The following is a 23,771-nucleotide window of genomic DNA, read 5'->3' on the forward strand; positions in this document are numbered from 1 at the left end:
TGAGTGCGTTATCGCGAAAGCCGCAAATTGCTCAGATCGCCCGCGATCATCTCGAAGGCGTCGCGCAGGGCGTCCGATGATGGCGAGTCAAAATACAGGCCTGGATGGGTTGCACAGGCCTGCATCATATTGCGCGTCGAGCGCGACGAGACCTGAAAGGTGATGGTGTAGACGCGGATGCCCAGCTCCCGGGCATAGTCGCAGACCGCCTCGGTTCGGGCATTGAGGGCATTGCGGATCGTGGTGTCATTCGAGGAGACGATCCCAAGGCGGCCATCACGCATATAGCCATAGCCGGAATAGTCCGAATAATTGCTGTTGCCGCGACCATTGAGGTAGTTCTCGCCATCGGTCAGCACCACCATCGCCTTGATCGTATCGTCCTCGCCCCAGGCCACGCCTTGTGTGAAGGGTTCGCCCGGTGACAGGACGCGCACACCCCAGCTGACGCCGATGGGAATATTCGTCGTGCCGCTGGCGACCATGGCGGCAATGCCGGAATTGATCGTGTTCTGATTGCCGGTCAGCGGCGTGATGGGTCGTGCTGTACAGCCCCAGCCGGGCCCGTCACCCGAGGACACCGAAGCGCCGGCATATTTCGGTGAGTTGCGCATGCGGGCCGTGTGGTCATAGCCCGACATCTGATCGCTCATATAGCTGTTGGGCCATGATCCATAGCTCGACTCATCGGGCGCGAAATAGGGCAGGAAAAGCGTCTCCGGCGATGCGGCAGACGGCGGCGTATCCTCGATATCATGCGGAATGGCCCGCGCCTCGACACAGCCGGTCCAGTCGCGATTGGTGATCGTGTCGAACACATCCCAGCGATTGGCGGCGGGGATGAAGTTTTCCGCGTGCAGTGGCGACAGGCCATTGGGGTCAAGCCACCAGGCGCGCTCATATCCGGTGCCGACATTCACCGTCGAGGCAAAGGGCACGAGGCCGATCTTGAGCCGGTCCGGATCGGCGCCCTCGAACAGGATATCGGTCAGCAAGTGCGCCGCCTCGCGCAGATTGGCGATCTTGGAGCCCCCCATCGAACCGGTATTATCCAGCACCATGGCCAGTTCCAGCCGGCGGCGGGCGCGCTGGACCTCGCTCTCCCAGTGCACGGTGATGGCATCAATCCCGATGAGCGACAGCACGAACGTCGCAATGCGCGCCTCGGCGCCAACCGTGACGATGTCGTTCTCGGTATCCAGCGCCACGGTCAGCCCGCCAATCTCACCGATCTCGGTGGGCGGATAATTGGCGGTCACGAAGCCGAGCGCGAATTCAGCGGCCTCATCCTCGGTGAGCGATGTCTGCACCCCGACCGCGAGCGCCGCGGCGTCGAGCGCCTGGGCCAGCCGCGTGCGGGCATTGAGCGCCTGGTTGAGATCGACAGCGCCGCCGGTCAGCACCATGAGCGGCATCAACAGAACCGAGAACATCAGCGCGACATTGCCGCGCCGGTCGGCCGCCCAGGTCCGTACAAATGAGATCAGGCTCGAAGGCATCAGGTCCACAATCCACAAAACCCGGCGATACTGCGTGTGCGACGGGGGAATGGGCACTGAGTTTTGGAATTGAAGTGAAAAACCGGCTAACACCCACGCTACAACTGTTCGAGGTCATCCATGTCCCAGCCATCACCCTTCCTTGAGACCGCGATTGACGAATTGCGCGATCTGATCGGTTTCGACACCACCTCGCGCAATTCCAACCTTCCCCTGATCGACCATGTCGAGCAGCGCCTGACGGCGCTGGGTGCCCATTGCGAGCGCATCCCCAATAGCGAGGGGACCAAGGCCAATCTGCACGCGATTATCGGCCCGATGGTCGATGGCGGTGTGGTCTTGTCGGGCCATACCGATGTCGTGCCGGTCGATGGCCAGCCCTGGACGTCCGATCCCTGGACGCTGACCGACAAGGGTGATGGCAAGCTCTATGGTCGCGGCACCTGCGACATGAAGGGCTTCTCCGCCTGCATTCTGGCCCTGGCACCGGTGTTTGCCAGCGCCAAGCTCAAACGCCCCGTCCATATCGCGCTCTCCTTTGACGAGGAGATTGGCTGCATCGGCGCGCCGGCGATGATCGAGAAGATCATGGCCGGGCCGATCAACCCATCCACTGTCATCGTCGGCGAGCCGACCGATATGAAAGTCGTCACCGCCCATAAGGGCCTGTTCTCGATGACGGTGAAACTGCGAGGCCGCGAGGCGCACTCCTCGCTCGTGCGCGACGGTGCCTGCGCCGTCACCCACGCTGTGCCGCTGATGCAATATCTGGTCGATTGCGCCGCCGAAATGGAAGCCGCCGCCCCCGATGACAGTCCCTACACCCCGCCTTTCGGCACGCTGACGATTGGCGAGATGAAGGGCGGCACGGCGCTCAATATCCTGGCGCTCGACGCCCAGTTCTCCAGCCTGATCCGTCCGGCCCCCTGGGATGATCCGCACGCGATCGAGGCCGGCCTGCGGACACGCGCCGCCGCCGTGGAAGCGAAGATGCGCCAATCGGTCCCCGAAGCCAGCGTCACCGTGACGATACGCTCCAATGTCCCCGCCTTCGCCCGCGAGAAGGATGGCGCCGCCGAACGCCTGGCGCGCCAGCTCACCGGCGACAACTCCACCCGCGTGGTCAGCTATGGCACCGAGGCGGGACAATTCCAGGCGGCAGGCCTCTCGGTCGTGGTCTGCGGCCCCGGCTCGATCACCCAGGCGCACCAGCCCGATGAATTCGTCGCGATTGATCAGCTCGATCAGTGTTGCGGCTTCATGGAGCGGCTGGTGCGGGTGCTGGAGGGGTAGATGCTCCATCGCGCAGTTGAGAATGTCGTTGTCGGAGCGTGCCTCCTTCTGCTCTCTGTCTTCCCGATTTCCATCTATCTGGGCGTGGCGGCATTCCTGGGTCGTTACTTCGCCCCCAACGTCGACCCGGCCTGGCTTTACGGGTTTGCAGTGTTCACTGCCCTTGTTGGCTTCGGGGTCGTGATAACTGGCTTCTGGATCGAGCCGGAAGTTCGACGCGTGGTCCGCAACTGGCTGCGAATGCGCTAACCCTCGTCATCCTGACGAAAGTGAGGGGCCAGTTCGTAGGCCTGGCCGGAGACAGGCCTGGAACAGCCTCGCTCGATGAACTGGGTCCCGATCGTCATCGGGATGACGGTGAATTGGGGTGAGGTTGGAAGGAGCCGTTCGACGTGTGGTTCCACCATCAAGGTCGGAGCCTCAGATACTCGACCGCGGGCGAGCCCCATCAACCAATCGGCGCCCACATCTGGATGGTGTCGAAAAAGTCTTCCCAATCGGGATTGGTCGCCTCGATCAGATTGATCTTCCAGGCACGATGCCAGTTTTTCAAACGCTTCTCGCGCTCAATGGCGTATCCAAAATCCTGATGGAACTCATACCAGACCAAACGGTGGACCCTGTATTTTCGCGTGAAAGCCGAGCCCTTGCCTTGTCTGTGGAGCATCACTCGCATGGCAATATCGCCCGTGGCACCGATATACAAAGTGCCGTTTCTCTGGCTTGCAAGCATGTAAACGCAGGGGTGGCGGGCCATGGGCGGACGTTACCGCCGCCCGCTTCCTGCCGCTGTGATCCGCGTCATGGAAATTCAAAACCAACGCCAACAATTTCGTCATCCTGACGAAGGTCAGGACCCAGTTCGTAAAGTGGACCGGAGACAAGCCGGTACCCTCTTACTCGATGAGCCGGGTCCCGATCATTGTAGGGATGACGGTGAGCGTAGGCCAAAAAAAGGGCGCCCCGGGAGGCGCCCTCTTCAATTCACAATGCGTAGCAATCGTTACCCCACCACTTTCAGCGGATCGGGCTGTGCCGCCTGTTCGCGGGTCTTGCCCCAATAGGAGATGCAGGGGATTTTGCGCTTGTCGCAGCGGCCGGCATATTTGCGGGCGATGTCGGTGACTTCTTCCATCAGGCCAGCGGCCAGGGTGATCGGCTTGAGGCCCATCTGCAGGAAGGTGTCGTTCTCGACATGCAGGTCATTCTCGTCCGCTTCATTGCGCGGATTGGGGACCAGCTGCACTTCGGCGTGGGCCAGATCGGCGATCATGCCGGCCAGATCACGGACCCGGTGAGTTTCGGTCATCTGGTTGAAGATGCGCACCTTGTCGCCATCCTTGGGCGGGTTCTCGACCGCGATCTGGACGCAATGCACGGTGTCCTGGATATGGATGAAGGCGCGCGTCTGGCCGCCCGTGCCGTGCACGGTCAGCGGATAGCCAACGGCGGCCTGCATCAGGAAGCGGTTGAGCACAGTGCCGTAATCGCCGTCATAATCGAACCGGTTGATCAGGCGCTCATCGCGCTTGGTCTCGGCTGTCTGGGTGCCCCAGACAATGCCCTGGTGGAGATCGGTGATCTTCACCTTGTCGTTCTTGTTGTAGAAATGGAAGAAGAGCTGATCCTGGGTCTTGGTCATGTGGTAGATCGAGCCCGGATTGGCCGGATAGAGGATCTCCTGATCCTTCAGGCCTTCATCGGTCTGGACCTTCACCTTGAGATAGCCCTCGGGGATTTTCATGCCCGCCGTGCCGTAACCATAAACGCCCATCGTGCCGAGGTGGACGAGGTGGATGTCGCGGCCGCTTTCAACGATCGCGGCGAGCACGTCATTGGTGGCGTTGAGATTATTGTCGACGGTGTAGCGCTTGTGGCGGGCTGATTTCATCGAATAGGGCGCCGCGCGTTGTTCGGCGAAATGCACGATGGTGTCAGGCTTTTCCTCATCGATCAGATCGATGAATTCCTGGAAATCCTTGCCGATATTCATGTTCACGAAGCGGATATCGCGGCCGGAGACTTCTTTCCAGGCGGCGAGGCGTTCGCTCATCGGCCGGATCGGCGTCAGCGATTCCACTTCCAGTTCAACATCGATCATCCGACGCGAGAGATTGTCGACGATGACAATGTCATGGCCGAGATTGGAGAGGTGAAGCGCTGTCGGCCATCCGCAGAAGCCGTCCCCACCAAGAACGATAACTTTCATAATACCGGCACCCGCCCAAAAGGTTTATATAACTGTCTACTCTGTTTCTCGCAGGCGTACAGTTTCATTTCAAGTCCCCGGTCTGCGGTCGGGCCGGTCAAGCACTGTGCTGGCACACATCCAGCCCGGTCGGGGAGGGGCGATAAATCCGCCAGGTCGCTGTTTTGCCGCATTCCTGCGGTGGACTGCGGCCTGAAAGGCGGGTAAATCCGCGCCAATTCAAGCGCGACCGGCCTCATGCCACGCCGTCGCGATTACCGATGTTGAGGAGACGGGTCATGGCGCTTCGGGTTGCAATCAATGGGTTTGGCCGTATCGGACGCCTCGCGCTGCGGGCGATTCTCGAGGAGAAGCGCTGGGGCGAGATTGAAGTCGTGGCGATCAATGACAGCTCGACGCCTGAAACCAATGCCCACCTGCTGACCTATGACAGCGTCCACGGCCGTTATCCCGGCCAGATCGAAGTCGGTGAAGACTGGCTCGATGCCGGCTTTGGCCGCATCCAGAAAGTCTCGAACCGTGATCCGTCGCAATTGCCCTGGAAGGCGATGGGCGTTGATCTGGTGATGGAGTGCACCGGCAAGTTCAACGACAAGGCCAGCGCAATGGCCCATATCGAGAGCGGCGCCAAGCGCGTCTTGTGCTCGGCCCCGGCCAAGAATGCCGACAAGACCATCGTCTATGGCGTCAATCACGACCAGCTCACAGCCGCCGACATCATCGTCTCGAATGCGTCCTGCACCACGAACGGCCTGGCGCCGGTCGCCAAGGTTCTCAATGACGCCGTCGGTATCGAGCGCGGCCATGTCACCACCATCCACGCCTATACCGGTGACCAGCCAACCCTGGACCGCAATCACAAGGATCTCCACCGCGCCCGTGCGGCCGCGATGTCGATGATCCCGACCTCGACGGGTGCCGCCAAGGCCGTTGGCCTGGTCATCCCCGAACTGGTCGGCAAGCTCGACGGTGCTGCCGTGCGCGTGCCAACCCCGAATGTCTCGCTGATCGACATGGTCTTCGTGCCATCGCGTGCCACCACGGCGGAGGAACTTTCCGCCGCCATCATCGCCGCCGCCGATGGTCCGATGAAGGGTGTGCTCGGTTATGACAGCATCCCGCTGGTCTCGATCGATTATAATCACGACCCCCGCTCCTCCATCGTCGCGATCGACAAGATCAATGTCATCGACGAGCGTCTCGTCCGGGTCATGACCTGGTATGATAATGAGTGGGGCTTCGCCTGCCGCATGGTCGACACGGCCGTGGCGATGGGCCGTTTCATCTAATCACGCTTGAGCGAGGACAGGTCATGACGACGATCCGCCGTATCCAGGACGCTGAATTGGCCGGCCAGCGCGTGCTCGTGCGCGTCGATTTCAACGTGCCGATGAAGGATGGGATCGTCACCGACGATACCCGTCTGCAATCGGCCCTGCCGACCATTGATTTCCTGCGCGAAGCCGGCGCGAAAGTAATCCTGCTGGCGCATTTCGGTCGCCCCAAGGGTTGCCGCGTCACCGGTCTGTCGCTGGAGCCTGTGGCGCAGCCGCTCGCTGACCTGCTCGGCGAGGCCGTTGATTTTGTCGATGACCTGATCGGGGATGATGCTGCTTCCGCCGTCGCCGATATGAGCGATGGCGATGTTCTGCTGCTGCAAAACACCCGTTTTGAGGCCGGCGAGGAAGCCAATGACCCTGCTTTTGCAGCGGCGCTGGCCCGGCTCGGCGATCTCTATGTCAATGACGCCTTCTCTGCGGCTCACCGCGCGCATGGCTCGACCGAAGGCGTGGCGCATTTGCTGCCGGCCTATGCCGGGCTGGCGATGCAGCGCGAGATCGACCATCTCGTCGCGGCGCTGGAAAAGCCCGAGCGGCCCGTGATGGCGCTGGTGGGCGGTGCCAAAGTCTCGTCCAAGATCGATCTGCTCAAGAATCTGGTGAAGAAGGTCGACATCCTCTTCGTCGGCGGCGGCATGGCCAATACGCTGCTGCACGCCCAGGGCATCAAGGTCGGCGCCAGCCTGTGCGAGGCTGATCTGGCCGATACGGCGCGGGTGATCCTCGTGGCCGCGGAAGAAGCCGGCTGCAAGCTCATCCTGCCGAGCGATGTTGTGCTGGCGCGTGAGTTCAAGGCGAATCCGGACACCCGGCTCACCGCCGTTCACAATGTCGGTGCCGACGAGATGATCCTCGATTGCGGTCCCGGTACGGTGGTCGAACTCAACCGGGCGATTGATACCTGCCGGACCCTGATCTGGAACGGCCCGCTTGGCGCCTTCGAAACCCCGCCCTTCGAGGCCGCGACGATGGCCGTGGCCGAACATGTCGCCCGCGCCGTGCGCGAACAGGGGCTCGTGGCGGTTGGCGGCGGCGGCGATACGGTCGCAGCGCTCAACCAGGCCGGCGTCGCCGATGATTTCACCTTCATTTCGACGGCAGGCGGTGCCTTCCTGGAGTGGATGGAAGGCAAGGTCCTGCCCGGTGTCGACGTGTTGATGCAACGCGATAGCGTCAGCGCCTGACGCCTGCGCCGGACAAACCCGAATTCGGGCCGTTTCCTGTCTTGGGATTTGGCCGCGCCCTGTGTAGATAGGGCGCAATACATGATGATGACGAAGATCGAACCTAGCTGGGGATGACATGATGGATCTCGACCAACTCAACGAAACCGCCTGTGCCATGGTGGCGCCCGGCAAGGGCCTGCTGGCAGCCGATGAATCCACCGGCACGATCGGCAAGCGCTTTGCTTCGATCGACCTGGAAAACACCGCCGATAATCGCCGTGACTGGCGCGAAATGCTGCTGCGTACCGAGCCGGCAATGAGCGAGTATATTTCCGGCGTCATCCTCTATGACGAGACCATCCGCCAGAAAGCCAAGGACGGCACGCCGCTGGTCAAGCTGATCCAGGATGCCGGTGCGATCCCGGGCATCAAGGTCGATGCCGGCGCCAAGGGCCTGGCCGGCAGCGATGGCGAGATGATCACTGAAGGCCTCGATGGCCTGCGCGATCGTCTGGCCGATTATTACGGCCTCGGTGCCCGCTTCGCCAAATGGCGCGCCGTGATCAATATCGGCCGCAATGGCGATGAATCCATGCCGAGCCAGTATTGCATCAACACCAATATGCACGCACTCGCCCGCTATGCGGCGCTGTGCCAGGAAGCCAATATTGTTCCGATCGTCGAGCCGGAAGTCATCATGGATGGCGATCACTCGATCGAGCGTTGCTATGAAGTGACCGAATTCGCGCTCAAGACGCTGTATCGCGAGCTGTTCGACCAGGGCGTCATCCTGGAAGGCACGATCCTGAAGCCGAACATGGTGATCTCCGGCACCAAGGCCGAAGACCGCGCCGGCATCGAGGAAGTCGCCGACATGACGATGCAGTGCCTGGCCAATTGCGTGCCGGCGGCTGTGCCGGGTATCGCCTTCCTGTCGGGCGGTCAGTCCGATGAGGAAGCCACGGCCCACCTCAATGCCATGACGGAAAGCTATGACCTGCCCTGGCCGGTCAGCTTCTCCTATGGCCGCGCCCTGCAGGCCGCACCGCTGAAGGTCTGGGGCGGCAAGCCCGCCAATGTGGAGGCCGCCCAGGCTGCCTTCAACCACCGCGCCAAAATGAACAGCCTCGCCGCACTGGGCGAATATGATGCGGCGATGGAGAAGGCTGGCGCCTGATCTCGGCCATCCTTGTCATCCCAACAAAAACGGGGCCCGCTTGGCGGGCCCCGTTCTCGTTTCGGCGATGGTGTGAAACCTACTGGGCGTATTCGGTGATGAAGATGGTGGCAGGCGCGGTGGAGCTGCCATAGGTGCCGACCCAGATATCATACTGGCCACCATCCGGCATTTCGCCGCCGACGACCGGGTTCAGACCGTTGTAATCATCATTGCAATACCAGCTGCCATCCGGCGCATTGACGACGAGGGTCGTGTCGGCTGAGGAGGTCACACCGATGAAGAGCTGTGAGCCACCGCTGCCGTACTGCAGGCGGTAATCGGGCGCATTGGCGATCATCCCGACGCAGGCAGAGCTGAGCGAGGAGGCGTCAATCGTGCCGCCAGCGACGACCTGGACCTGGTAGGGGTCAGGCATGAAGCCGGGATTCAGTGACACGGAACCATAGGTCGGCGGCAGTGAATAATTCTGGGCGGAGGCGATACCGGTAAGCGCTGCAACGGCAAGTGTGGCCGCAAGGACGGTTTTGATGGACATGTAATTCCCCTGGTAAAACACGATCGAAACAAGATCGTCGGTTGATGTTGGCAAACATGCCTTGTCGTTGATGACGGCGAGATGAACGCGCTGTATCGAGCGCTGTATCCGGGCCGGGCTCGGGCCTTTATCCCCCACGCCAGACAACTATTCCACGTCATCCTGACGAACGTCAGGACCTCGACGTGACAGGGTCGGAGCCCATGATATCGAGGTCCCGGCGTGCGCAGGGATTACGATAAATAGGTGATGTTATCCCCACCCCCATGAGCCTGGCGCATACTTCAGCTGTTCCGGTCGCACGGGAGGCGTGAGCTCAGTCATTCGCGGCGATCGGGAGTGTGGAGCTCGTCCGGACAGAGGGGTGACAGCCCGAGTCCCGGCGTGGCCACCGGAGCGGAAGGCGGCATAAAGCTCGACCGCATGATCCACTCCGGTTTCGAGGCGGGGGCCGCGAGGCGTCCGAGTAAATCTCCACGTGTGGGACGTCACGGATGCCCCCTAAATTACTCAAAACCCGGCATTCGCCGGCGTCCCACACACCTCCCACTACGAGGTGATCCCTTCAAACCTCCAGTCGGAACCCGGCGTGGAGATTTTCGTGCAGGCGGCGATGCAGGCCCACTAGCCACCCGGCCTGAAATCGGTCAAAACGCCGCCATGACAACCCAGCTCTATCTGATCACGCCGCCGCGCATTGATGCGCAATTCGCCGAAACCCTGGTCGAGGTGCTGGAAACCGGCGCGGTCGCGGCGTTGCAGATCCGCCTCAAGGATCACCAGCCCGACGAGATTCGTCAGCTGGCGCCGCCACTGATCGCACTCGCGCAGGCCCATGGCGTTGCGGCCATCCTCAATGATGATGCCGCACTGGCCGTCGAGCTGGGCTGTGACGGCGTGCATCTGGGGCAGGGCGATGGCAGCGTCAAGGCGGCGCGCGAGCTGCTCGGCAAGGACGGCACGATTGGTGTGACCTGCCATGACAGCCGCCACCTGGCGATGCTGGCCGGTGAGGCGGGCGCCGATTATGTCGCCTTTGGCGCCTTCTTCCCGACCACCACCAAGGATGTCAGCCATCAGGCCGACATTGATCTGATCCAGTGGTGGATTGAAGTGTTTGAGCTGCCTTGTGTCGCGATTGGCGGCATCACGTTGGATAATGCCGCGACGTTGATCGAGGCGGGTGCTGATTTTATCGCTGTTTCAGCCGGCGTCTGGCAGCACCCGGACGGGCCGGTCGCGGCGGTGACCGCCTTCCACACCCTGTGCGCGGCCCGCTGAAGCGGCGGTCTCCAGGTTACAAATGCCTCAGTTTTCAATCCGCGGTCTTGACCTTGCCGCAATCGCATCGCTGATAGGCGGCATGAAAATATTCTCTGCCCTTTGCCTGAGCCTCGCCCTCGCCACACCTGCGCTGGCGCAGTTTGAGCTGGACACACCGCCCGACGCGGCCGAGCCGCAAGGCGGCTTCCCCGCCGAGCTCATGCTGCTGCCGCAGGATATCCAGGACGCGGCAATCGCCGGGATGGATGCGGCCGAGGCCGAAATCCCGACAGGCCTCAATGCGGCGGACGCGGCCTATTACCGGGCCCAGATTGCCTATATCGGCCAGGACTGGGTTCTCGCCCGGCAATATGCCGAGGCCGCAGCCGCCGGTGGCAATAGCGAGGCGGCGATGCTGGCCGGCATGATCGCCCGCGACGGGCTGACGGGTGAACCGGACCATGCCGCCGCGGCGCAATGGTTTCGCCGGGCCGCCGAGGACGACGCACCCGTTGCCCTCTATCAGCTCGCCCTGCTGGCGCGCCGTGGCGATCCGGGGCTCGAACTGGGATCCGCTCGCGGCTGGTTTGAACGCGCGGCGCGAGCCGGTCATGTCAATGCCATGCTGGGACTGGCGATCGAGTTGAAGAATTCCCCGGTGCCGCAAGACGCGATCCCTGCTCGCGAATGGGCCGAACGGGCAGCCCAGCAGGGCTCGCCCGAAGCCATGTATCAACTGGCGCAAATGCTCGATTCCGGGGCGGGCGGTGCCACCGATTCCGCCGGCGCGCGGAGCTGGTACGAGCGTGCGGCGAGTAATCGCCATGCCGAAGCGGCCTTCCAGGCTGCGATGATGTGGGCCAATGGCGAAGGCGGCGATCAGGATGATGCGGCCGCGCTGCGCTGGATGCGGATTTCCGCCGAGAGTGGCTACGCCCCGGCGGCCGGCCAATACGGGCTGATGCTGTATCAGGGTCGCGGCGGCGAACCCGATCCGGGCTCGGCAGCGGTCTGGTTCGCCCAGGGGGCTCGCGGCGGCGATGCCGAAAGCCAGTTTCTCTATGCCTTCGCCCTGGCCCGCGGTGATGGCGTGACGGCTGATCTTGAGACCGCCTATGGCTGGACACTGATGGCCGCGGTCGACGCGCTCGGTGCTCCGGTCGGCGATCCTGTCCGTGACCGCCTTCAGGCCGGTCTGGAGCGGGCCTTGCCGCCGGATGTGCAGGCGCGGATCAGGGCCCAGGTCGAGGCTTTGCGCTAGCGCCCAGGTGCCGCGCCGCTTGCCGATACCTGTCGCCGCTGATAGGAGAGCGCCACTCTACGGCCCAAGGGCAGTACACACGGTTTTCCGATAGGTGATGGCATGAAGATCAATGGCAACGAAATTCGCCCCGGCAATGTCCTGCAGCATCAGGATTCGCTCTGGGTCGCGGTGAAGACCGACCACGTCAAGCCGGGCAAGGGCGGTGCCTTTGCCCAGGTCGAGCTGAAAAACCTGCTCGACGGCCGCAAACTCAATGAACGCTTCCGCGCCGCCGACAAGGTCGAGCGCGTCCGTCTCGAGCAGCGCGACCAGACTTTCCTGTTCGACAGCGGCGACACGCTGACCTTCATGGACGCTGAATCCTACGAGCAGATCGAATTGCGCAAGGATTTCGTCGGCGAAGAAAGCACGGCCTATCTTCAGGACGGCATGAATGTCGTGGTCGAATTCCATGAGGAACGTCCGATCAGCATTTCCCTGCCGCAATTCGTGACGCTCGAAATTACCGAGACCGAACCGGTGGTGAAGGGGCAGACGGCCGCCAATTCCTTCAAGCCCGCAATCCTGGAAAATGGTATCCGCACAGCCGTCCCACCTTTCGTCGGGACTGGCGAACGCGTCGTGATCGCGACGGAAGACGGTTCTTACGTGAAACGGGCGGAGTAGTCCTCATGGGTGCGCTCTCTCCTCTTCTGACTGTCATGGTGGATGTTGCCGGCCGCGCCGGGCGCAAGCTCAACCGCGATTTTCGCGATGTCGAACACCTGCAATACTCCAAGAAGGGCCCGGCCGATTTCGTGACGATGGCCGACCACAAGTCCGAAGAGATCATCTATGACCGCCTGATGACGGCGCGTCCGGGCTATGGCTTCCTGATGGAAGAGCGCGGCATTGTCGAAGGCTCTGACCGTTCGCACCGCTGGATCGTTGATCCGCTCGACGGGACCACGAATTACTTGCACGGCATGCCGCATTTCGCCGTCTCGATCGCGCTCGAGCGTGAAGGCGAGCTGGTGGCCGGCGTTGTCTATAATCCGGCGACCGATGAAATGTTCCATGCTGAAAAGGGCCGAGGGGCCTGGCTCGCCGACCGCCGCCTGCGCGTCGCCGGCCGCAATCAGCTTGATGAGGCCGTGTTCGCGACCGGGATGCCGTTCGTCGGCAAGACCGGCCATGCACGCTTCCTCAAGGAATTGCACCAGGTCATGCCCCGTACCGCCGGCATCCGCCGCATGGGTGCGGCCTCGCTCGATCTGGCATGGGTGGCCGCGGGGCGTTTCGACGGTTTCTGGGAGCGCGATCTGAAGCCCTGGGATATCGCTGCCGGCCTGTTGCTGGTGCGGGAAGCCGGGGGCTATATCGCCGACATTGATGGTGGCAAGGATGTGCTCTCCAGCGGCAATATCGCGGCGGGCAATGAGAGCATGCTGGCACAATTGCTCGAACGGCTGAAAGTCGCCGCAGTCTGATCGCAGACCCGGTCTTGCGTGAAGATTTTCCCGCTTCAGCTTTGACCTCGCCACCAAATCGTCCCAATGCCTTGGGATGAGTATCGTCGCGAGCGATGTGAGGGGAAGTGATGCCTGTACAGCATGATGAGCGGATGAGCGCGGTCCGGCCGGATGTCCATTTCACGGGGCCCTGGCGCTATATTGTCTGGATGGCGCTGTTCACCGCCGTTGTCCTCGCCCTCGCGGTTTTCCTGCACGCACAGCTGATCGAGGCCTTCCAGGCCAATCCGGCGATCAATGGCGTCATCCTCGGCGTGCTGGTGATCGGCGTTCTCTACACATTTGCCCAGGCGCTGGGGATTGGCCCTGCAGCCAATTGGCTCAAGCGCTTCCGCTCGGCCGAAGCCGGCATCACCCTGCCGCCGCCGCCTGCCCTGATCGCCCCGATGGCCTCGATGATCGGCGAGACCGATGGCCGTGTCCGCCTCTCGGCTGGTTCGGTCCGCACGGTGCTCGACTCGGTCGGTGCGCGGATGTCGGAAGCCGGCGCCTTTACCCGCTATTTCGGCCGTCTTCTGATTTTCCTCGGCCTGCTGGGTACATTCTGGGGTCTGCTCGCGGTGGTCTCCGATGTCGGCCAGGCCGTACGTGCCGTGACCGAAAGCTCGACCGGCGGTGAAGCCGATGTGATGCGGCTTATGGCGGCGATCCAGGATCCGATCGAGGGCATGGGCACCGCCTTTGCGTCCTCGCTCTTTGGCCTGGCCGGCTCTTTGGTGATCGGTTTTCTCGACCTGCAGGCCAGCCGGGCCCAGAACCGTTTCTACAATGAGATCGAGGAATGGCTTTCCTCCATTTCGCGCCTTTCGGCCGCCGGACCGGCGAGCAGTGGCGATGGTGAGACCTCGTCGGCCTATGTCGGCGCCCTGCTCGAGCAAACGGCGGAAACCCTCGACCGGCTCTCGCACACGCTGGAACGCCATACGCGCCAGCTCGACACCACCATGCAGCGCTTTGCCGAAGATGCCCGCGAAGGTCAGCAGGAAGCGGCCCGTGCCCTGCGCGATGAAATCCGCGTCCTGATCCGAACCCTCGAGGCCCGGGACCGGGCGGGAGAATAGGTCATGGCGTCGCCGCGTTTCTCGCGTTTCCAGGAGGCTGATAATGGCGATCACTGGCCCGGCTTCGTCGACGCGCTGGCGACGCTGCTGCTGGTCATCGTGTTTCTGCTGTCGATCTTCGTGGCCGGGCAATTTGCCCTCAGCCGCGCTCTGACCGGGCGTGACCAGCAATTGGCTGACCTCAATGCGCAGCTCTCCCAGCTTGCCAATGAGCTCGATCTGGCGCGCGATGAGAATGCCGAGCTGGAAGTGCGCATCATCGGGCTGGTCGATGAACGCGATGCCCTGAACGGGGCGCTGGCGATGGCCTATGGCCAGGCGGAGTCGCTCAGCGCCGAGCTCGAGGCTGAACGCGAAATGTCGTCGGAATCGATGCGGGCGCTGGCGCTGCTGAACCAGCAGATGCAGGTCCTGCGCGATCAGATCGCGACCCTCAATGCCGCGCTGGAGGCTTCGGAACAACGTGCCGAGGAGGCCGAAGTCCAGGTGATCAATCTGGGCGAACGCCTCAACGCCGCCCTCGCCGAGCGCGCCGCCGAACTGGCCGTCTACCGCTCCGATTTCTTCGGTCGTCTGCGCGCCATTCTCGGCAATCGTACCGGCGTGCGCATTGTCGGTGACCGCTTCGTATTCGAGACCGATGTGCTCTTCCCGTCCGGCTCGGCCGCCCTGTCGAATGAGGGCCGCGAGAGCCTGCGTCCGATCGCCGATGCGATCATCCAGCTGACCACGGAAATCCCCGCCGATCTGGAATGGGTGATCCGCATTGATGGCCATACCGACCCGGTGCCGATCCGCACCACCTATCCGTCCAACTGGCACTTGTCGGCTGCGCGGGCGATTTCGGTGGTGCAATGGATGGAACAGCTGGGTGTGCCGCCGGAACGTCTGGTCGCGGCCGGCTTCGGGGAATTCCATCCGCTGGTGTCTGGCCGCACGGCCGCGGACAATGCGGCCAATCGCCGGATCGAATTGAAGCTGACCTCGCGCTAGGGGCTCTCAGAACCCCTGGAACAGGAAGTCCATCGCCGAAGTGATCTCGTCGCGATACTCCTTGATATTTCCGACTGGCTTGCCGAGCCAATGGACCGGTTGTGCGCCCATATCGGTTGTCAGGAGCAGGTAGTTCTGGTCGCCAATCATCAGGACCGGTTTCAGTCTCGGGAGCGGCGACTCGTCGGCCTGCTCGAAGATACGTAGCGGGATGACGACACGGCTGGCCAGATCGCCAAGAATTTCAGCCTGAACATCCACCATCAGCGGAATTCGACGGCTGCTGACCCGATAGAGGTCGAAGCGGGCCACCTAGGCTTCTTCCTCCGCCCACCACGGAGTGGGGAGGGCCATGCCTTCGCGTTCAACCCGCTCATTATGAGCCCTGATGGCTTCGGCATTCTCTTCAAGCCAGCGTCGGGATTGCTCGGCCTTCAGGGCCGCTTCGATCCCGACTTCGGCGGCACGTGAAATGTTGATTCCGAGAGCCTGGGCTTCTGACATGACGTCCTCACGTACAGTCAGGTTGACCCGTTGGCGATTGGTGGGGGGGGCGTATTTCATCGGATGCGCATCCTTCAGCTCGCGCAGGATCGTACGTATAAAGTATGCGCATGTCCAGAATTCCGGCCGATGGTGGCAAAACGCTGACCGGACCGACTCATTCGCTCGCTTGCCTCGCGTCGCGTCTTCAGGTATCAGCCCCGCTCCTGAGAGATATCAGCTGTGTGCGTCACGCGAGTTGGCGTGGCACAGCGAGAGAAGAAAGCCGGACCGATGAAACAAGATATCCATCCCGAGTATCACATCATCAATGTCGTGATGACCAATGGGACGACCTTCCAGACCAAGTCCACCTATGGCAAGGAAGGCGACACGATCAATCTCGATATCGATCCGACCTCGCACCCGGCCTGGACCGGCGGCAATGCACACCTGCTTGACCGCGCCGGCCGTGTCTCGCGCTTCAAGGACAAGTTCAAAGGCTTCGCTTGAGGCTTTTCGTAACGACCTGATTGAAACGGGCGCGATCCTCACCGGATCGCGCCCTTTCTCTGTCTGCCACCCCGAAATGCAAAAGGCCCCCCGAATGGTTTCGGAGGGCCTTTTGCGAAACGGTTTGGCGATCAGGCCTGGCTGAAGGCGCCGCGCAGTCTTTCCATATGGTCCGCGACCGGATTGCTCTCAGTTTCCGGCATGCCATCGGCGTAGAGATTGTCATCAATCCGCTTGAGACGCGCATACAGCGAGCGTGAGCGTTCGACCAGATTGGTCAGGATGGCGGGCGGGGTCTCGCCTTCGGGCCATAATTGCTCGGTCGGCCGGTCGCTGCCGAGGCGGTATTTGCCGTCGGTGGCGTCTTCGGCCGTCATCTCGCCCTCGGCGACAGCGCGCTGCGCGAGGAGCCAGGAGGCGGCCTGCATCAGCCGTGTCGTCAGCTTCATGCTCTCCGTCGCATAGGAGAGTGCACCCGCCCGGTTGAGGGATTTGGCATCATCGCGGCCAGCGCCGTCGAGATAGCTCGCTGTCTCTTCGACCAGGTCCATGCCCTCGCGGAAGAGCTTGCCGAACATCTCGGATTTGCAGAAGTCCATGGCCCGGGCTGCCGGTGCGGAACCGGCCGGGAAAAGGGTAGGGGTCTGGCTATCGGTCATCATTCGTCCAGTTGTCCGTCTATCGTCAGCTTCTGGCGATTCGTAGCAAAGCTCGGGCCAGAGTGACCCAATTGGTTGATCAAATCTTGAAGACGGCGTCTGCCGCGCTCAGTCCGGCCCGCTTTTTCTCAGTAATGGCGTCGATTCGCTGGATTTCGGTTTCCAGCAATACCCGCCGCTCGGCGAGATCCGAGAGGGAGAGTGCGCTCAAATCGGCACCGGGGATGATGGCTTCGGGCTTGAGGCTACTTGCGACCGTCTCATCGTCATGGAACATGTTGACCTCCATCAAAATCCTGACACCGCAATCCGTGCTTCACAGCATAACCCGAAGAGTGGAAAACGCCCATGCCTGGCACCCGTACAAATCGCATCGTCACGGCCAATCCGCCTGGCGGGCCTGAAGTTTTGCGCATCGAAACGCGGCCCATGCCGCAGGCCGGACCCGGTGATATTCTGATCCGGGCCGCCGCGTGCGGCGTTAACCGGCCTGACCAGATTGAACGGATGGGTTTCTACCCCGCACCGCCCGGCGCTCCTGAAGGCCTCGGTCTGGAAGTCTCCGGACATGTGGAGGCTTTGGGTGACGGGGTGTCGGGTTTCGCCCTGGGCGAGCCGGTCTGCGCCCTGGTCGCTGGCGGTGGCTATAGCGATCATGTGGTCGCCCCGGCCGGCTCGGTTCTGCCCGTCCCGGCCGGCCTTGATCTGGTCGAGGCCGCGGGATTACCCGAAACGGTTTTCACCGTCTGGGCGAATGTGTTCGAGATTGGCGCATTGTTGCAAGGTGAAACAATCCTGATTCATGGCGGGTCGAGCGGGATCGGGACGACGGCGATCCAGATGGCCAAGGCTGCGGGAGCCCGGGTCTTCACCACCGCCGGTACTGACGAAAAGTGCGATTTGTGCCGTCAGCTCGGGGCCGATCGCGCGATCAATTACCGCACCGAGGACTTCGAGGCGATCGTGACCAAGGCCGGCGGGGCTGATCTTGTGCTCGACATGGTGGGCGGCAGTTATGTGCAGAAGAACGTCAATCTGGCCCGTCCCGGTGCCCGCCTGGTTTCGATTGCCTTTCTCCAGGGCAGCCGGGTCGAGCTGGACATGATGCGGGTCATGCTCAAACGCCTGACACTCACCGGCTCGACACTGCGGGCACGGCCCGTCGCGGAGAAAGCCAGGCTTGCCGCCGCACTGCGCAAGACCGTCTGGCCGTGGCTGGAAGCCGGGACGCTGCGGCCGGTAATCGATACCCGCTTCGCCCTCGCCGATGTCCGTTCCGCCCACGAGCGGCTCGATTCGGGAACGCATTCCGGCAAGATTTTGCTGTTGCCCTGATCCAAGGAAGCGATATCCGCTTTGCAGACCGGGCGCGCTGCGATATAGAGGCGGCAAATCGCTTGGCTGGACTGATACTCAGACCGCTAGCGTCGGAAGCCCAAGCCCGGCACCGCGTCGGGCTTTTTTTATTTCTCCGAAGGAGCAAGACATGACCGAGATCCTGATGCCGAAAGCCACGGCGGTCTGGCTCGTTGACAACACCTCGCTGACCTTTGACCAGATCGCGGATTTCTGCGGCCTGCATCCACTGGAAGTCAAAGGTATTGCCGATGGCGATGTTGCTGTTGGTGTGCGTGGTGCCGATCCGATCTCCAACGGGCAATTGACCCGTGAGGAAATCGCCAAGGCCGAGGGCAAGTCAACATTCCGCATGACACCGGTGCAGCCGAAATACTCCGACCTGCATCAGCCGGCCAAGCGCCGCGGTCCGCGTTACACGCCGCTATCGCGCCGTCAGAACCGTCCTGACGCGATTGCCTGGCTTGTCCGCAATCACCCGGAATTGTCCGACCCGCAGATCTCGAAACTGGTCGGCACGACCAAGACGACGATCGCTGCGGTGCGTGACCGGACGCACTGGAATTCCAGCAGCATCAAGCCGACCGACCCGGTCTCGCTCGGCCTGTGCAGCCAGATTGATCTCGACGAACAGGTCAAGAAGGCCTCGTCGCGCCGCCGCAAAATCGAGGAAGACAATCCGGAATTGCTGGCCGATACGCTGAAGCCGAGAGAGCAGCTGGTTCCCGAAGCCGACGAGCGCGCCAATAGCGAGATCAATCTCGAAACCCTGTTCGGCAGCCCGTCGAAGAAGAATACCGAAGAAGACGAAGAATAGCGTCATCGGGACCGGCATGTCGGTGGCAGGTCAATCACCCGTCACCCATACCGGTCCCGAATACGCTACTGGTCAGTCGGGACGATGTAGTTGAGCGCCAGGCGGCCACCATCGGCATAGATCGTCGTGCCGGTGATATAGCTCGAATCCTTTGAGGCGAGGAATGAGGCGACCGAGGCGATTTCGTCCGGGTCACCGATCCGGTGCATGGGCGTGCGCGACAGCATTTTGTCCATCGCCGCCTTGTCGTCATTCACCGCCTTGAGCACATCGGTATTGATGCTGCCGGGCCCGATTGCATTGACGCGAATTCCGTATTTGGCCAGGGCCAGCGCCATCGACTTGGTCAGCTGGTTCAGTGCGCCCTTGCTGGTGCAATAGGCCAGCTGGTCGGGGATCGCCATAATCCCGTTGACCGAGGACATGTTGATAATCGCATAGCGACGCCGGGCATCGTCGGCGCGTTCGCTGCTGTCCTCGATTTGCTCGACCATCTGTTTGGCGCAAGCCCGGGCGACCAGGAAGGCGCCGCGCAGATTGACACCGATGACGCGGTCAAAATCGGCTTCCGACAATTCGAGGATATCGCCGCGCGCGACGATGCCCGCATTATTGACCAGAATGTCGAGCCGGTCGAAGGCGGATCGCGTTTCCGCCAGAAGATTGCTGACCGAGAGGCGGTCTGACACATCGCAGGGTACGAACAGCGCCCGGCCACGCTCGCCGCCCAGTTCGCTGGCCAGTGCCGTTCCGGCTGCCGTGTCGATATCGGCGATAACCACACGGCATCCATCCTCGCTCAGACGGCGGGCACAAGCCTTGCCGATGCCATTCGCACCGCCGGTAATGATTGCAACGCGATCGCCAGAGGCCATGGGAAAAACCTTCCTGTAAATCCGGCGCATAGCGCGCCTTCCAATTGTCTCCCCTCGCATACGCTGATGCGTTAGGCAATTCAGCGGCAAGCGTGGGCGGAGCGGTGTTCAGGGATGTCGGGTGCGCTCGAAGTCAGCGGCAATTTCCGGGTCATCGGGATCGAGTTGATGGGCGCGGCGGTAGAGCGCCAGCGCCTCGTCTAGACGGCCGACTGCTTCCAGGGCGGTTGCATGGGAGTGGACGATCGCACCGGTATCCGGCTCGATCGCGACAGCCTCCTCGCACAGAGGCAGGGCGGTGTCGGCACGCCCGTCCTGGATCAGGGTCCAGCACAGCATGTTCAGGCTCGAACCATTGGTGGGATCCAGCTCAACGGCCTGGCGGGCATCGGCAACCGCGGCCGAGGTCATGCCTGCGTCGAGCAGGGCGCTCGACCTGTTGAGCCAGGCACCCATCCATTCCGGCTCGAGCTGGACAATCCGGTCATAGGAGACCACGGCGTCGGCATGACGCTCCATCTGCTGGTAGACGAAGCCCATATTCAGATAGGTCAGCACATCATCCGGCATTTCCAGTGCCGCATGTTGAAGGTCGGAGAGGGCGGCATCGAGCTGCCCGAGCTCGGCCCGGGCAATGCCGCGATTGCGCCACAGGCCCGGATTGGCGATCGCGGCCTGCTGGGTATCGGCGATCGCGAAGGCCATATTATAGGCAGACAGGGCGTCCTCGAAGGCCTCCTCGGCGAGATAGGCAGCGCCAAGGGCGGCGTAGGTCTGAACCTCGGCCTCCGGTTCCTGTTCGCTGGTCGCCAGGCATTGCAGGAGCAAGTTGGCAGCCTGGGCGCTTTCACCGGCATCCATGGCCGCTCGGCCATCAAGGCAGGTGTCGGCAGGCTTCTGGGCTGCAGCGAAAGCCGGACAGGCAAGCCACAAGGCGCAAGCGGTCACGATTAGGACACGCATTTCGATCTCCGATTCATTGACCGCAATCTCTTGCGTCCTCGTCCAAAACGCACTCAGTCTACAACGTAAAAGGGGCGGCCCGAAAGCCGCCCCCATGAATTTCACTATCCGGCGAGCGTTTTCAGCTCGCCCGTTCGCAGGGCCTCTATTTGTTCCTTGAGTCGAAGCTTCTCCTTCTTCATCCGGGCGACCTCAAGCGAATCCGCCGACGGGTGATGGCTAACCTCGTCGATTTGGGCGTCCAGACGCGTGTGACGGGCGTCGAGCTCACGAATGCGGGCTGCGATTGGCATGGATTAAACTCCTCTGGTGAAGTGGATGAATGGATTGAAACACGTTCCGGCGCTATGTCTACTCACGAAACGTTTCGGGGTTAGAAGATGGTGAAGTCAGACCGCCTGATTGTCGGGGTCTCCGGGGCCTCAGGGATCATTTATGGCATTCGCGCGCTGGAGGCCCTGCGTGCACTCGGTGTCGAGACTCACATGGTCGCCTCGAAGGCCGCCGAAATGACGCTGCGCTATGAAACCGGTCTGTCGATTCCCGATTTTCGCGCCGGCGCTGACCATGTCTATAAAATGCCCGATGTCGGCGCGCCCATCGCCTCGGGTTCTTTCCTGACCCGCGGCATGCTGATCGCCCCGTGTTCGGTACGCACCATGTCGGAGATCGCGTCCGGTGTGACGTCGAGCTTGCTCACGCGTGCCGCTGACGTGGTCCTCAAGGAGCGGCGGCGCCTGGTCCTGATGTTGCGCGAGACACCTTTGCATCTCGGCCATTTGCGGACCATGACAAGCCTGACCGAGATGGGGGCCATAATCTGTCCGCCCATGCCGGCTTTTTATGCGAAGCCGGAAACCATTGATGATCTGATTGATCAATCGGTCGGGCGGGCACTGGACCTGTTCGATCTCGACTGGACGCCGACGCGCCGCTGGGGTGAGGATCTCGAAGGCGGGCGCCGCTGACGGGCCGCAGGCTTGTCGCCGGTCCACAGACTTGGTGATTTCTTTGCGAGACAAAAAGCGGTATCATGCCAGCATCGGCGCGACGGGTGCCGAGGGACGCTTTCAGCCTCCGCAGGATCCGCACGGCCGTCTCGGCCAGAAATGAGACCGTACTGAAATGGACGGAGAAATCTTGGATCAGCAGGAATTGCGCTCACGCATTTCATTGATGCGTGATGAGCATATGGCGTTGAACAACGAGGTCGACGCGCTGGCTGAAAACGGTGTCGTGGATCAGCTCAAACTGGCGCGCCTGAAAAAGGAAAAGCTGCGGATCAAGGATAGTCTCGCGGCGCTGAATGATCAGCTCACACCCGATATAATCGCCTGACGCTGCCTTGATTCCCGGCGACCCGGGACCGGTCTCAGGCCTTCTTGCGTGCGGCCGCTTCGAGATGGCGTTTCTGATCCTGCTTGCGGGCATACATGACCGCGTCGGCCTCTGCCATCGCCTCGGCGGCATCGTGACCGGCCTCAAGCGGATGGGCGCCCCAGGCGACACCGACATGCAAGTCCTTGCCGCCATGCACGAAGGGAATGGTCTCGATGATCTCCACGAGCTCACGGGCTTTGGTATCCGCGCCGGCCGGCCCGGTCAGGGTCAGAACAACGCCGAATTCATCGCCGCCGAGGCGGCCAACGGCATCGGTCTCGCGCACATGGGCTGTCAGCTGGGCTGCGACATGATGTAGCGCGGCATCGCCAGCGGCATGCCCGTAGGTGTCATTGATGTCCTTGAACCCGTTCAGATCGAGATAGAGCAGGGCCGATGGCGCATTATGCCGTTCCGCCAAGGCGAGCGCCCGGCTGACTTCGCGCAGGAAAGCGCGCCGGTTGAGCACGGGCAGCAGCACATCATGGTCGGCGAGTGATTCCAGCTCGCGGACCCGGCCACGCAGGCGTTCGGTATCCTTGCGCAGCTGATCCACCTCGCCCATCAGTGACAGCAGGGCACGCTGGACATTGGGGGTCAGCTCAGCTTCCGGCACACCCATGATCGAGGCGGCATCGCGCGGAGCTTCGGCCGCACTTGCCGAGCCGGTGCTCTTGGCCGCGCCGGTCTTGCCGGCACGCGCGACGTTTCGCGTCGTATTTGTGGGTCCGATGCGCATGGGAGCGTCCTGGGCGATTCTCTTCATGCCAAGGCTCGCCAAGTGTGGTTAAGAAACCCTCAAAAATGAAAAGAAACCCGCTTGCGCGACGGGCCATCTTGACCTGTGGCTGCTGAAAGCTATGGTCCCGCGCTTCCTTTTCACACGCAGGAAGCATTATGAGCGATTTTTCGCCGATTTCTCCGGCTCATCCCGTCGACGTCTCGATCATCATGGGGTCGCGGTCCGATTGGCCGACCATGCGGAAAACCGCCGACATTCTGGACGAGTTGGGGGTCGGTTATGAAACCCGTGTCGTCTCGGCCCATCGTACGCCCGACCGAATGGTCGCGTTTGCGAAAGCGGCGCGTGGCCGGGGCATCAAGGTGATCATTGCCGGTGCCGGCGGGGCCGCACACCTGCCGGGCATGGTCGCATCGATGACAAGCCTTCCCGTGCTTGGCGTGCCGATCAAGTCCAAGGCGCTGAACGGCCAGGACAGCTTGCTCTCCATCGTCCAGATGCCGGGCGGCATTCCCGTCGGTACGCTGGCTATCGGCGATGCCGGGGCCAAGAATGCCGGCCTGCTGGCCGCCTCCATTCTTTCGCTCTCCGACCCGAAGATCGAGGCCGCGCTGTCGACCTGGCGACAGGCGCAGACGGACAGCGTCGCGGAATCGGTCGAGGATTGAA

Annotated in this window: 30 protein-coding genes; 17 read left to right on the plus strand and 13 right to left on the minus strand. The window is 62.1% G+C overall.

The features are described from left to right. Positions 1 to 8: 8 nt before the first annotated feature. Positions 9 to 1,499 (minus strand): pilus assembly protein TadG-related protein, encoded by a 1,491-nt coding sequence (locus ACN0YJ_RS04180; RefSeq protein WP_417495437.1) that lies wholly within the window; start codon positions 1,497 to 1,499, stop codon positions 9 to 11. A gap of 120 nt (positions 1,500 to 1,619) precedes the next feature. Between ACN0YJ_RS04180 and argE the strand changes: the two genes are divergently transcribed. Both argE and ACN0YJ_RS04190 read left to right on the plus strand, forming a co-directional pair. Beyond that, a complete protein-coding gene (gene argE / locus ACN0YJ_RS04185; protein WP_417495438.1) occupies positions 1,620 to 2,792 on the plus strand; it encodes an acetylornithine deacetylase in 1,173 nt (390 codons plus the stop codon). Beyond that, positions 2,793 to 3,041 carry a hypothetical protein gene (locus ACN0YJ_RS04190; protein WP_417495439.1) on the plus strand — a complete coding sequence of 83 codons (249 nt, stop codon included), beginning with the start codon at positions 2,793 to 2,795 and terminating at the stop codon, positions 3,039 to 3,041. On the opposite strand, the gene ACN0YJ_RS04195 is transcribed toward ACN0YJ_RS04190, so the two are convergent. From ACN0YJ_RS04195 to ACN0YJ_RS04205, 3 genes are all read right to left on the minus strand, one after another. Further along, complete coding sequence (locus ACN0YJ_RS04195; protein WP_417495440.1) at positions 3,038 to 3,199, minus strand: hypothetical protein; 162 nt, start codon at positions 3,197 to 3,199, stop codon at positions 3,038 to 3,040. The two genes, ACN0YJ_RS04190 and ACN0YJ_RS04195, sit on opposite strands and share 4 nt — an antisense overlap. A gap of 41 nt (positions 3,200 to 3,240) precedes the next feature. Next, positions 3,241 to 3,549, minus strand: a complete 309-nt coding sequence (locus ACN0YJ_RS04200; RefSeq protein WP_417495441.1) for a GIY-YIG nuclease family protein — start codon at positions 3,547 to 3,549, stop codon at positions 3,241 to 3,243. A 246-nt stretch (positions 3,550 to 3,795) separates the two neighbouring features. After that, positions 3,796 to 5,001, minus strand: a complete 1,206-nt coding sequence (locus ACN0YJ_RS04205) for an NAD-dependent epimerase/dehydratase family protein (RefSeq protein WP_417478390.1) — start codon at positions 4,999 to 5,001, stop codon at positions 3,796 to 3,798. A 278-nt stretch (positions 5,002 to 5,279) separates the two neighbouring features. Between ACN0YJ_RS04205 and gap the strand changes: the two genes are divergently transcribed. The 3 genes from gap to ACN0YJ_RS04220 all read left to right on the plus strand — a co-directional run bounded on the left by gap (position 5,280) and on the right by ACN0YJ_RS04220 (position 8,684). After that, the gene (gene gap, locus ACN0YJ_RS04210; RefSeq protein WP_417495442.1) at positions 5,280 to 6,290 is read left to right on the plus strand and encodes a type I glyceraldehyde-3-phosphate dehydrogenase; all 1,011 of its coding nucleotides are present in this window, start codon (positions 5,280 to 5,282) and stop codon (positions 6,288 to 6,290) included. A 23-nt stretch (positions 6,291 to 6,313) separates the two neighbouring features. Next, positions 6,314 to 7,525, plus strand: a complete 1,212-nt coding sequence (locus ACN0YJ_RS04215; RefSeq protein WP_417478388.1) for a phosphoglycerate kinase — start codon at positions 6,314 to 6,316, stop codon at positions 7,523 to 7,525. 121 nt (positions 7,526 to 7,646) lie between these two features. Then, complete coding sequence (locus tag ACN0YJ_RS04220; protein WP_417495469.1) at positions 7,647 to 8,684, plus strand: class I fructose-bisphosphate aldolase; 1,038 nt, start codon at positions 7,647 to 7,649, stop codon at positions 8,682 to 8,684. 79 nt (positions 8,685 to 8,763) lie between these two features. On the opposite strand, the gene ACN0YJ_RS04225 is transcribed toward ACN0YJ_RS04220, so the two are convergent. Further along, positions 8,764 to 9,222: a peptidase S1 gene (locus ACN0YJ_RS04225; protein ID WP_417478387.1), complete on the minus strand. Its 459-nt coding sequence runs from the start codon at positions 9,220 to 9,222 to the stop codon at positions 8,764 to 8,766. 660 nt (positions 9,223 to 9,882) lie between these two features. Between ACN0YJ_RS04225 and thiE the strand changes: the two genes are divergently transcribed. The 6 genes from thiE to ACN0YJ_RS04255 all read left to right on the plus strand — a co-directional run bounded on the left by thiE (position 9,883) and on the right by ACN0YJ_RS04255 (position 15,314). Next, positions 9,883 to 10,503, plus strand: coding sequence for a thiamine phosphate synthase (thiE, locus tag ACN0YJ_RS04230; protein WP_417495443.1), 621 nt, complete (start codon positions 9,883 to 9,885; stop codon positions 10,501 to 10,503). 82 nt (positions 10,504 to 10,585) lie between these two features. Further along, the gene (locus tag ACN0YJ_RS04235; RefSeq protein WP_417478385.1) at positions 10,586 to 11,746 is read left to right on the plus strand and encodes a tetratricopeptide repeat protein; all 1,161 of its coding nucleotides are present in this window, start codon (positions 10,586 to 10,588) and stop codon (positions 11,744 to 11,746) included. Between the two features lie 102 nt (positions 11,747 to 11,848). After that, positions 11,849 to 12,415 carry an elongation factor P gene (gene efp / locus ACN0YJ_RS04240; RefSeq protein WP_417478384.1) on the plus strand — a complete coding sequence of 189 codons (567 nt, stop codon included), beginning with the start codon at positions 11,849 to 11,851 and terminating at the stop codon, positions 12,413 to 12,415. 5 nt (positions 12,416 to 12,420) lie between these two features. Further along, on the plus strand, positions 12,421 to 13,218 hold the full coding sequence (locus ACN0YJ_RS04245; RefSeq protein ID WP_091768209.1) for an inositol monophosphatase family protein: 798 nt from the start codon (positions 12,421 to 12,423) through the stop codon (positions 13,216 to 13,218). 110 nt (positions 13,219 to 13,328) lie between these two features. Then, the gene (locus ACN0YJ_RS04250) at positions 13,329 to 14,321 is read left to right on the plus strand and encodes a hypothetical protein (protein ID WP_417478383.1); all 993 of its coding nucleotides are present in this window, start codon (positions 13,329 to 13,331) and stop codon (positions 14,319 to 14,321) included. A 3-nt stretch (positions 14,322 to 14,324) separates the two neighbouring features. Continuing rightward, positions 14,325 to 15,314, plus strand: a complete 990-nt coding sequence (locus ACN0YJ_RS04255) for a peptidoglycan-binding protein (protein WP_417495444.1) — start codon at positions 14,325 to 14,327, stop codon at positions 15,312 to 15,314. A 6-nt stretch (positions 15,315 to 15,320) separates the two neighbouring features. Here the strand turns inward: ACN0YJ_RS04255 and ACN0YJ_RS04260 are convergent, their stop codons facing one another. Continuing rightward, positions 15,321 to 15,626 (minus strand): CcdB family protein, encoded by a 306-nt coding sequence (locus ACN0YJ_RS04260; protein WP_417495445.1) that lies wholly within the window; start codon positions 15,624 to 15,626, stop codon positions 15,321 to 15,323. Beyond that, positions 15,627 to 15,878 (minus strand): type II toxin-antitoxin system CcdA family antitoxin, encoded by a 252-nt coding sequence (locus tag ACN0YJ_RS04265; protein WP_417478380.1) that lies wholly within the window; start codon positions 15,876 to 15,878, stop codon positions 15,627 to 15,629. A 213-nt stretch (positions 15,879 to 16,091) separates the two neighbouring features. On the opposite strand from ACN0YJ_RS04265, the gene rpmE reads away from it, so the two are divergent. After that, on the plus strand, positions 16,092 to 16,310 hold the full coding sequence (gene rpmE / locus ACN0YJ_RS04270; protein ID WP_091768221.1) for a 50S ribosomal protein L31: 219 nt from the start codon (positions 16,092 to 16,094) through the stop codon (positions 16,308 to 16,310). Between the two features lie 131 nt (positions 16,311 to 16,441). Here rpmE and ACN0YJ_RS04275 read toward each other — a convergent pair whose 3' ends face one another. Beyond that, a complete protein-coding gene (locus tag ACN0YJ_RS04275) occupies positions 16,442 to 16,969 on the minus strand; it encodes a DUF1465 family protein (RefSeq protein WP_417478413.1) in 528 nt (175 codons plus the stop codon). Between the two features lie 79 nt (positions 16,970 to 17,048). Next, positions 17,049 to 17,246: a DUF1192 domain-containing protein gene (locus tag ACN0YJ_RS04280; protein WP_143024058.1), complete on the minus strand. Its 198-nt coding sequence runs from the start codon at positions 17,244 to 17,246 to the stop codon at positions 17,049 to 17,051. A 71-nt stretch (positions 17,247 to 17,317) separates the two neighbouring features. On the opposite strand from ACN0YJ_RS04280, the gene ACN0YJ_RS04285 reads away from it, so the two are divergent. Further along, positions 17,318 to 18,304: an NAD(P)H-quinone oxidoreductase gene (locus ACN0YJ_RS04285; protein WP_417495446.1), complete on the plus strand. Its 987-nt coding sequence runs from the start codon at positions 17,318 to 17,320 to the stop codon at positions 18,302 to 18,304. A 151-nt stretch (positions 18,305 to 18,455) separates the two neighbouring features. Continuing rightward, positions 18,456 to 19,142 (plus strand): DUF1013 domain-containing protein, encoded by a 687-nt coding sequence (locus tag ACN0YJ_RS04290; protein ID WP_417478378.1) that lies wholly within the window; start codon positions 18,456 to 18,458, stop codon positions 19,140 to 19,142. A gap of 65 nt (positions 19,143 to 19,207) precedes the next feature. Here the strand turns inward: ACN0YJ_RS04290 and ACN0YJ_RS04295 are convergent, their stop codons facing one another. The 3 genes from ACN0YJ_RS04295 to ACN0YJ_RS04305 form a co-directional block, all read right to left on the minus strand. Continuing rightward, positions 19,208 to 20,017, minus strand: a complete 810-nt coding sequence (locus tag ACN0YJ_RS04295; protein ID WP_091768233.1) for an SDR family NAD(P)-dependent oxidoreductase — start codon at positions 20,015 to 20,017, stop codon at positions 19,208 to 19,210. Positions 20,018 to 20,125: 108 nt separating this feature from the next. After that, positions 20,126 to 20,980: a tetratricopeptide repeat protein gene (locus ACN0YJ_RS04300; protein ID WP_417489046.1), complete on the minus strand. Its 855-nt coding sequence runs from the start codon at positions 20,978 to 20,980 to the stop codon at positions 20,126 to 20,128. Positions 20,981 to 21,084: 104 nt separating this feature from the next. Next, a complete protein-coding gene (locus tag ACN0YJ_RS04305; protein WP_417478376.1) occupies positions 21,085 to 21,273 on the minus strand; it encodes a YdcH family protein in 189 nt (62 codons plus the stop codon). 87 nt (positions 21,274 to 21,360) lie between these two features. Between ACN0YJ_RS04305 and ACN0YJ_RS04310 the strand changes: the two genes are divergently transcribed. Together ACN0YJ_RS04310 and ACN0YJ_RS04315 are read left to right on the plus strand one after the other, a co-directional pair. Next, on the plus strand, positions 21,361 to 21,948 hold the full coding sequence (locus ACN0YJ_RS04310) for a UbiX family flavin prenyltransferase (RefSeq protein WP_417478375.1): 588 nt from the start codon (positions 21,361 to 21,363) through the stop codon (positions 21,946 to 21,948). A 157-nt stretch (positions 21,949 to 22,105) separates the two neighbouring features. After that, entirely contained in the window at positions 22,106 to 22,318 is a 213-nt protein-coding gene (locus ACN0YJ_RS04315) for a YdcH family protein (RefSeq protein WP_417478374.1), read from the plus strand. 34 nt (positions 22,319 to 22,352) lie between these two features. Here ACN0YJ_RS04315 and ACN0YJ_RS04320 read toward each other — a convergent pair whose 3' ends face one another. Beyond that, on the minus strand, positions 22,353 to 23,126 hold the full coding sequence (locus tag ACN0YJ_RS04320; protein WP_417495447.1) for a GGDEF domain-containing protein: 774 nt from the start codon (positions 23,124 to 23,126) through the stop codon (positions 22,353 to 22,355). Between the two features lie 131 nt (positions 23,127 to 23,257). Here ACN0YJ_RS04320 and purE point away from each other — a divergent pair, with 131 nt between their 5' ends. Then, entirely contained in the window at positions 23,258 to 23,770 is a 513-nt protein-coding gene (gene purE, locus ACN0YJ_RS04325; RefSeq protein ID WP_417489044.1) for a 5-(carboxyamino)imidazole ribonucleotide mutase, read from the plus strand. Position 23,771: the final 1 nt, after the last annotated feature.

It is taken from the genome of Maricaulis sp., assembly GCF_048270095.1.
Classification (GTDB): domain Bacteria; phylum Pseudomonadota; class Alphaproteobacteria; order Caulobacterales; family Maricaulaceae; genus Maricaulis.

Excerpts from the sequence above, each read along its gene's own strand:
- ACN0YJ_RS04295 (WP_091768233.1), bottom strand. The coding sequence starts at position 20,017 with ATGGCCTCTGGCGATCGCGTTGCAATCATTACCGGCGGTGCGAATGGC.
- ACN0YJ_RS04255 (WP_417495444.1), top strand. The coding sequence starts at position 14,325 with ATGGCGTCGCCGCGTTTCTCGCGTTTCCAGGAGGCTGATAATGGCGAT.
- ACN0YJ_RS04300 (WP_417489046.1), bottom strand. The coding sequence starts at position 20,980 with ATGCGTGTCCTAATCGTGACCGCTTGCGCCTTGTGGCTTGCCTGTCCG.
- ACN0YJ_RS04305 (WP_417478376.1), bottom strand. The coding sequence starts at position 21,273 with ATGCCAATCGCAGCCCGCATTCGTGAGCTCGACGCCCGTCACACGCGT.
- ACN0YJ_RS04190 (WP_417495439.1), top strand. The coding sequence starts at position 2,793 with ATGCTCCATCGCGCAGTTGAGAATGTCGTTGTCGGAGCGTGCCTCCTT.
- ACN0YJ_RS04265 (WP_417478380.1), bottom strand. The coding sequence starts at position 15,878 with ATGAAATACGCCCCCCCCACCAATCGCCAACGGGTCAACCTGACTGTA.
- ACN0YJ_RS04195 (WP_417495440.1), bottom strand. The coding sequence starts at position 3,199 with ATGGTGGAACCACACGTCGAACGGCTCCTTCCAACCTCACCCCAATTC.
- ACN0YJ_RS04180 (WP_417495437.1), bottom strand. The coding sequence starts at position 1,499 with ATGCCTTCGAGCCTGATCTCATTTGTACGGACCTGGGCGGCCGACCGG.
- ACN0YJ_RS04200 (WP_417495441.1), bottom strand. The coding sequence starts at position 3,549 with ATGGCCCGCCACCCCTGCGTTTACATGCTTGCAAGCCAGAGAAACGGC.
- efp (WP_417478384.1), top strand. The coding sequence starts at position 11,849 with ATGAAGATCAATGGCAACGAAATTCGCCCCGGCAATGTCCTGCAGCAT.
- ACN0YJ_RS04285 (WP_417495446.1), top strand. The coding sequence starts at position 17,318 with ATGCCTGGCACCCGTACAAATCGCATCGTCACGGCCAATCCGCCTGGC.
- ACN0YJ_RS04280 (WP_143024058.1), bottom strand. The coding sequence starts at position 17,246 with ATGTTCCATGACGATGAGACGGTCGCAAGTAGCCTCAAGCCCGAAGCC.
- ACN0YJ_RS04220 (WP_417495469.1), top strand. The coding sequence starts at position 7,647 with ATGGATCTCGACCAACTCAACGAAACCGCCTGTGCCATGGTGGCGCCC.
- ACN0YJ_RS04315 (WP_417478374.1), top strand. The coding sequence starts at position 22,106 with ATGGACGGAGAAATCTTGGATCAGCAGGAATTGCGCTCACGCATTTCA.
- thiE (WP_417495443.1), top strand. The coding sequence starts at position 9,883 with ATGACAACCCAGCTCTATCTGATCACGCCGCCGCGCATTGATGCGCAA.
- ACN0YJ_RS04250 (WP_417478383.1), top strand. The coding sequence starts at position 13,329 with ATGCCTGTACAGCATGATGAGCGGATGAGCGCGGTCCGGCCGGATGTC.
- ACN0YJ_RS04205 (WP_417478390.1), bottom strand. The coding sequence starts at position 5,001 with ATGAAAGTTATCGTTCTTGGTGGGGACGGCTTCTGCGGATGGCCGACA.
- ACN0YJ_RS04235 (WP_417478385.1), top strand. The coding sequence starts at position 10,586 with ATGAAAATATTCTCTGCCCTTTGCCTGAGCCTCGCCCTCGCCACACCT.
- ACN0YJ_RS04225 (WP_417478387.1), bottom strand. The coding sequence starts at position 9,222 with ATGTCCATCAAAACCGTCCTTGCGGCCACACTTGCCGTTGCAGCGCTT.
- ACN0YJ_RS04215 (WP_417478388.1), top strand. The coding sequence starts at position 6,314 with ATGACGACGATCCGCCGTATCCAGGACGCTGAATTGGCCGGCCAGCGC.
- argE (WP_417495438.1), top strand. The coding sequence starts at position 1,620 with ATGTCCCAGCCATCACCCTTCCTTGAGACCGCGATTGACGAATTGCGC.
- ACN0YJ_RS04290 (WP_417478378.1), top strand. The coding sequence starts at position 18,456 with ATGACCGAGATCCTGATGCCGAAAGCCACGGCGGTCTGGCTCGTTGAC.
- ACN0YJ_RS04310 (WP_417478375.1), top strand. The coding sequence starts at position 21,361 with ATGGTGAAGTCAGACCGCCTGATTGTCGGGGTCTCCGGGGCCTCAGGG.
- ACN0YJ_RS04320 (WP_417495447.1), bottom strand. The coding sequence starts at position 23,126 with ATGAAGAGAATCGCCCAGGACGCTCCCATGCGCATCGGACCCACAAAT.
- ACN0YJ_RS04245 (WP_091768209.1), top strand. The coding sequence starts at position 12,421 with ATGGGTGCGCTCTCTCCTCTTCTGACTGTCATGGTGGATGTTGCCGGC.
- gap (WP_417495442.1), top strand. The coding sequence starts at position 5,280 with ATGGCGCTTCGGGTTGCAATCAATGGGTTTGGCCGTATCGGACGCCTC.
- ACN0YJ_RS04275 (WP_417478413.1), bottom strand. The coding sequence starts at position 16,969 with ATGACCGATAGCCAGACCCCTACCCTTTTCCCGGCCGGTTCCGCACCG.
- rpmE (WP_091768221.1), top strand. The coding sequence starts at position 16,092 with ATGAAACAAGATATCCATCCCGAGTATCACATCATCAATGTCGTGATG.
- purE (WP_417489044.1), top strand. The coding sequence starts at position 23,258 with ATGAGCGATTTTTCGCCGATTTCTCCGGCTCATCCCGTCGACGTCTCG.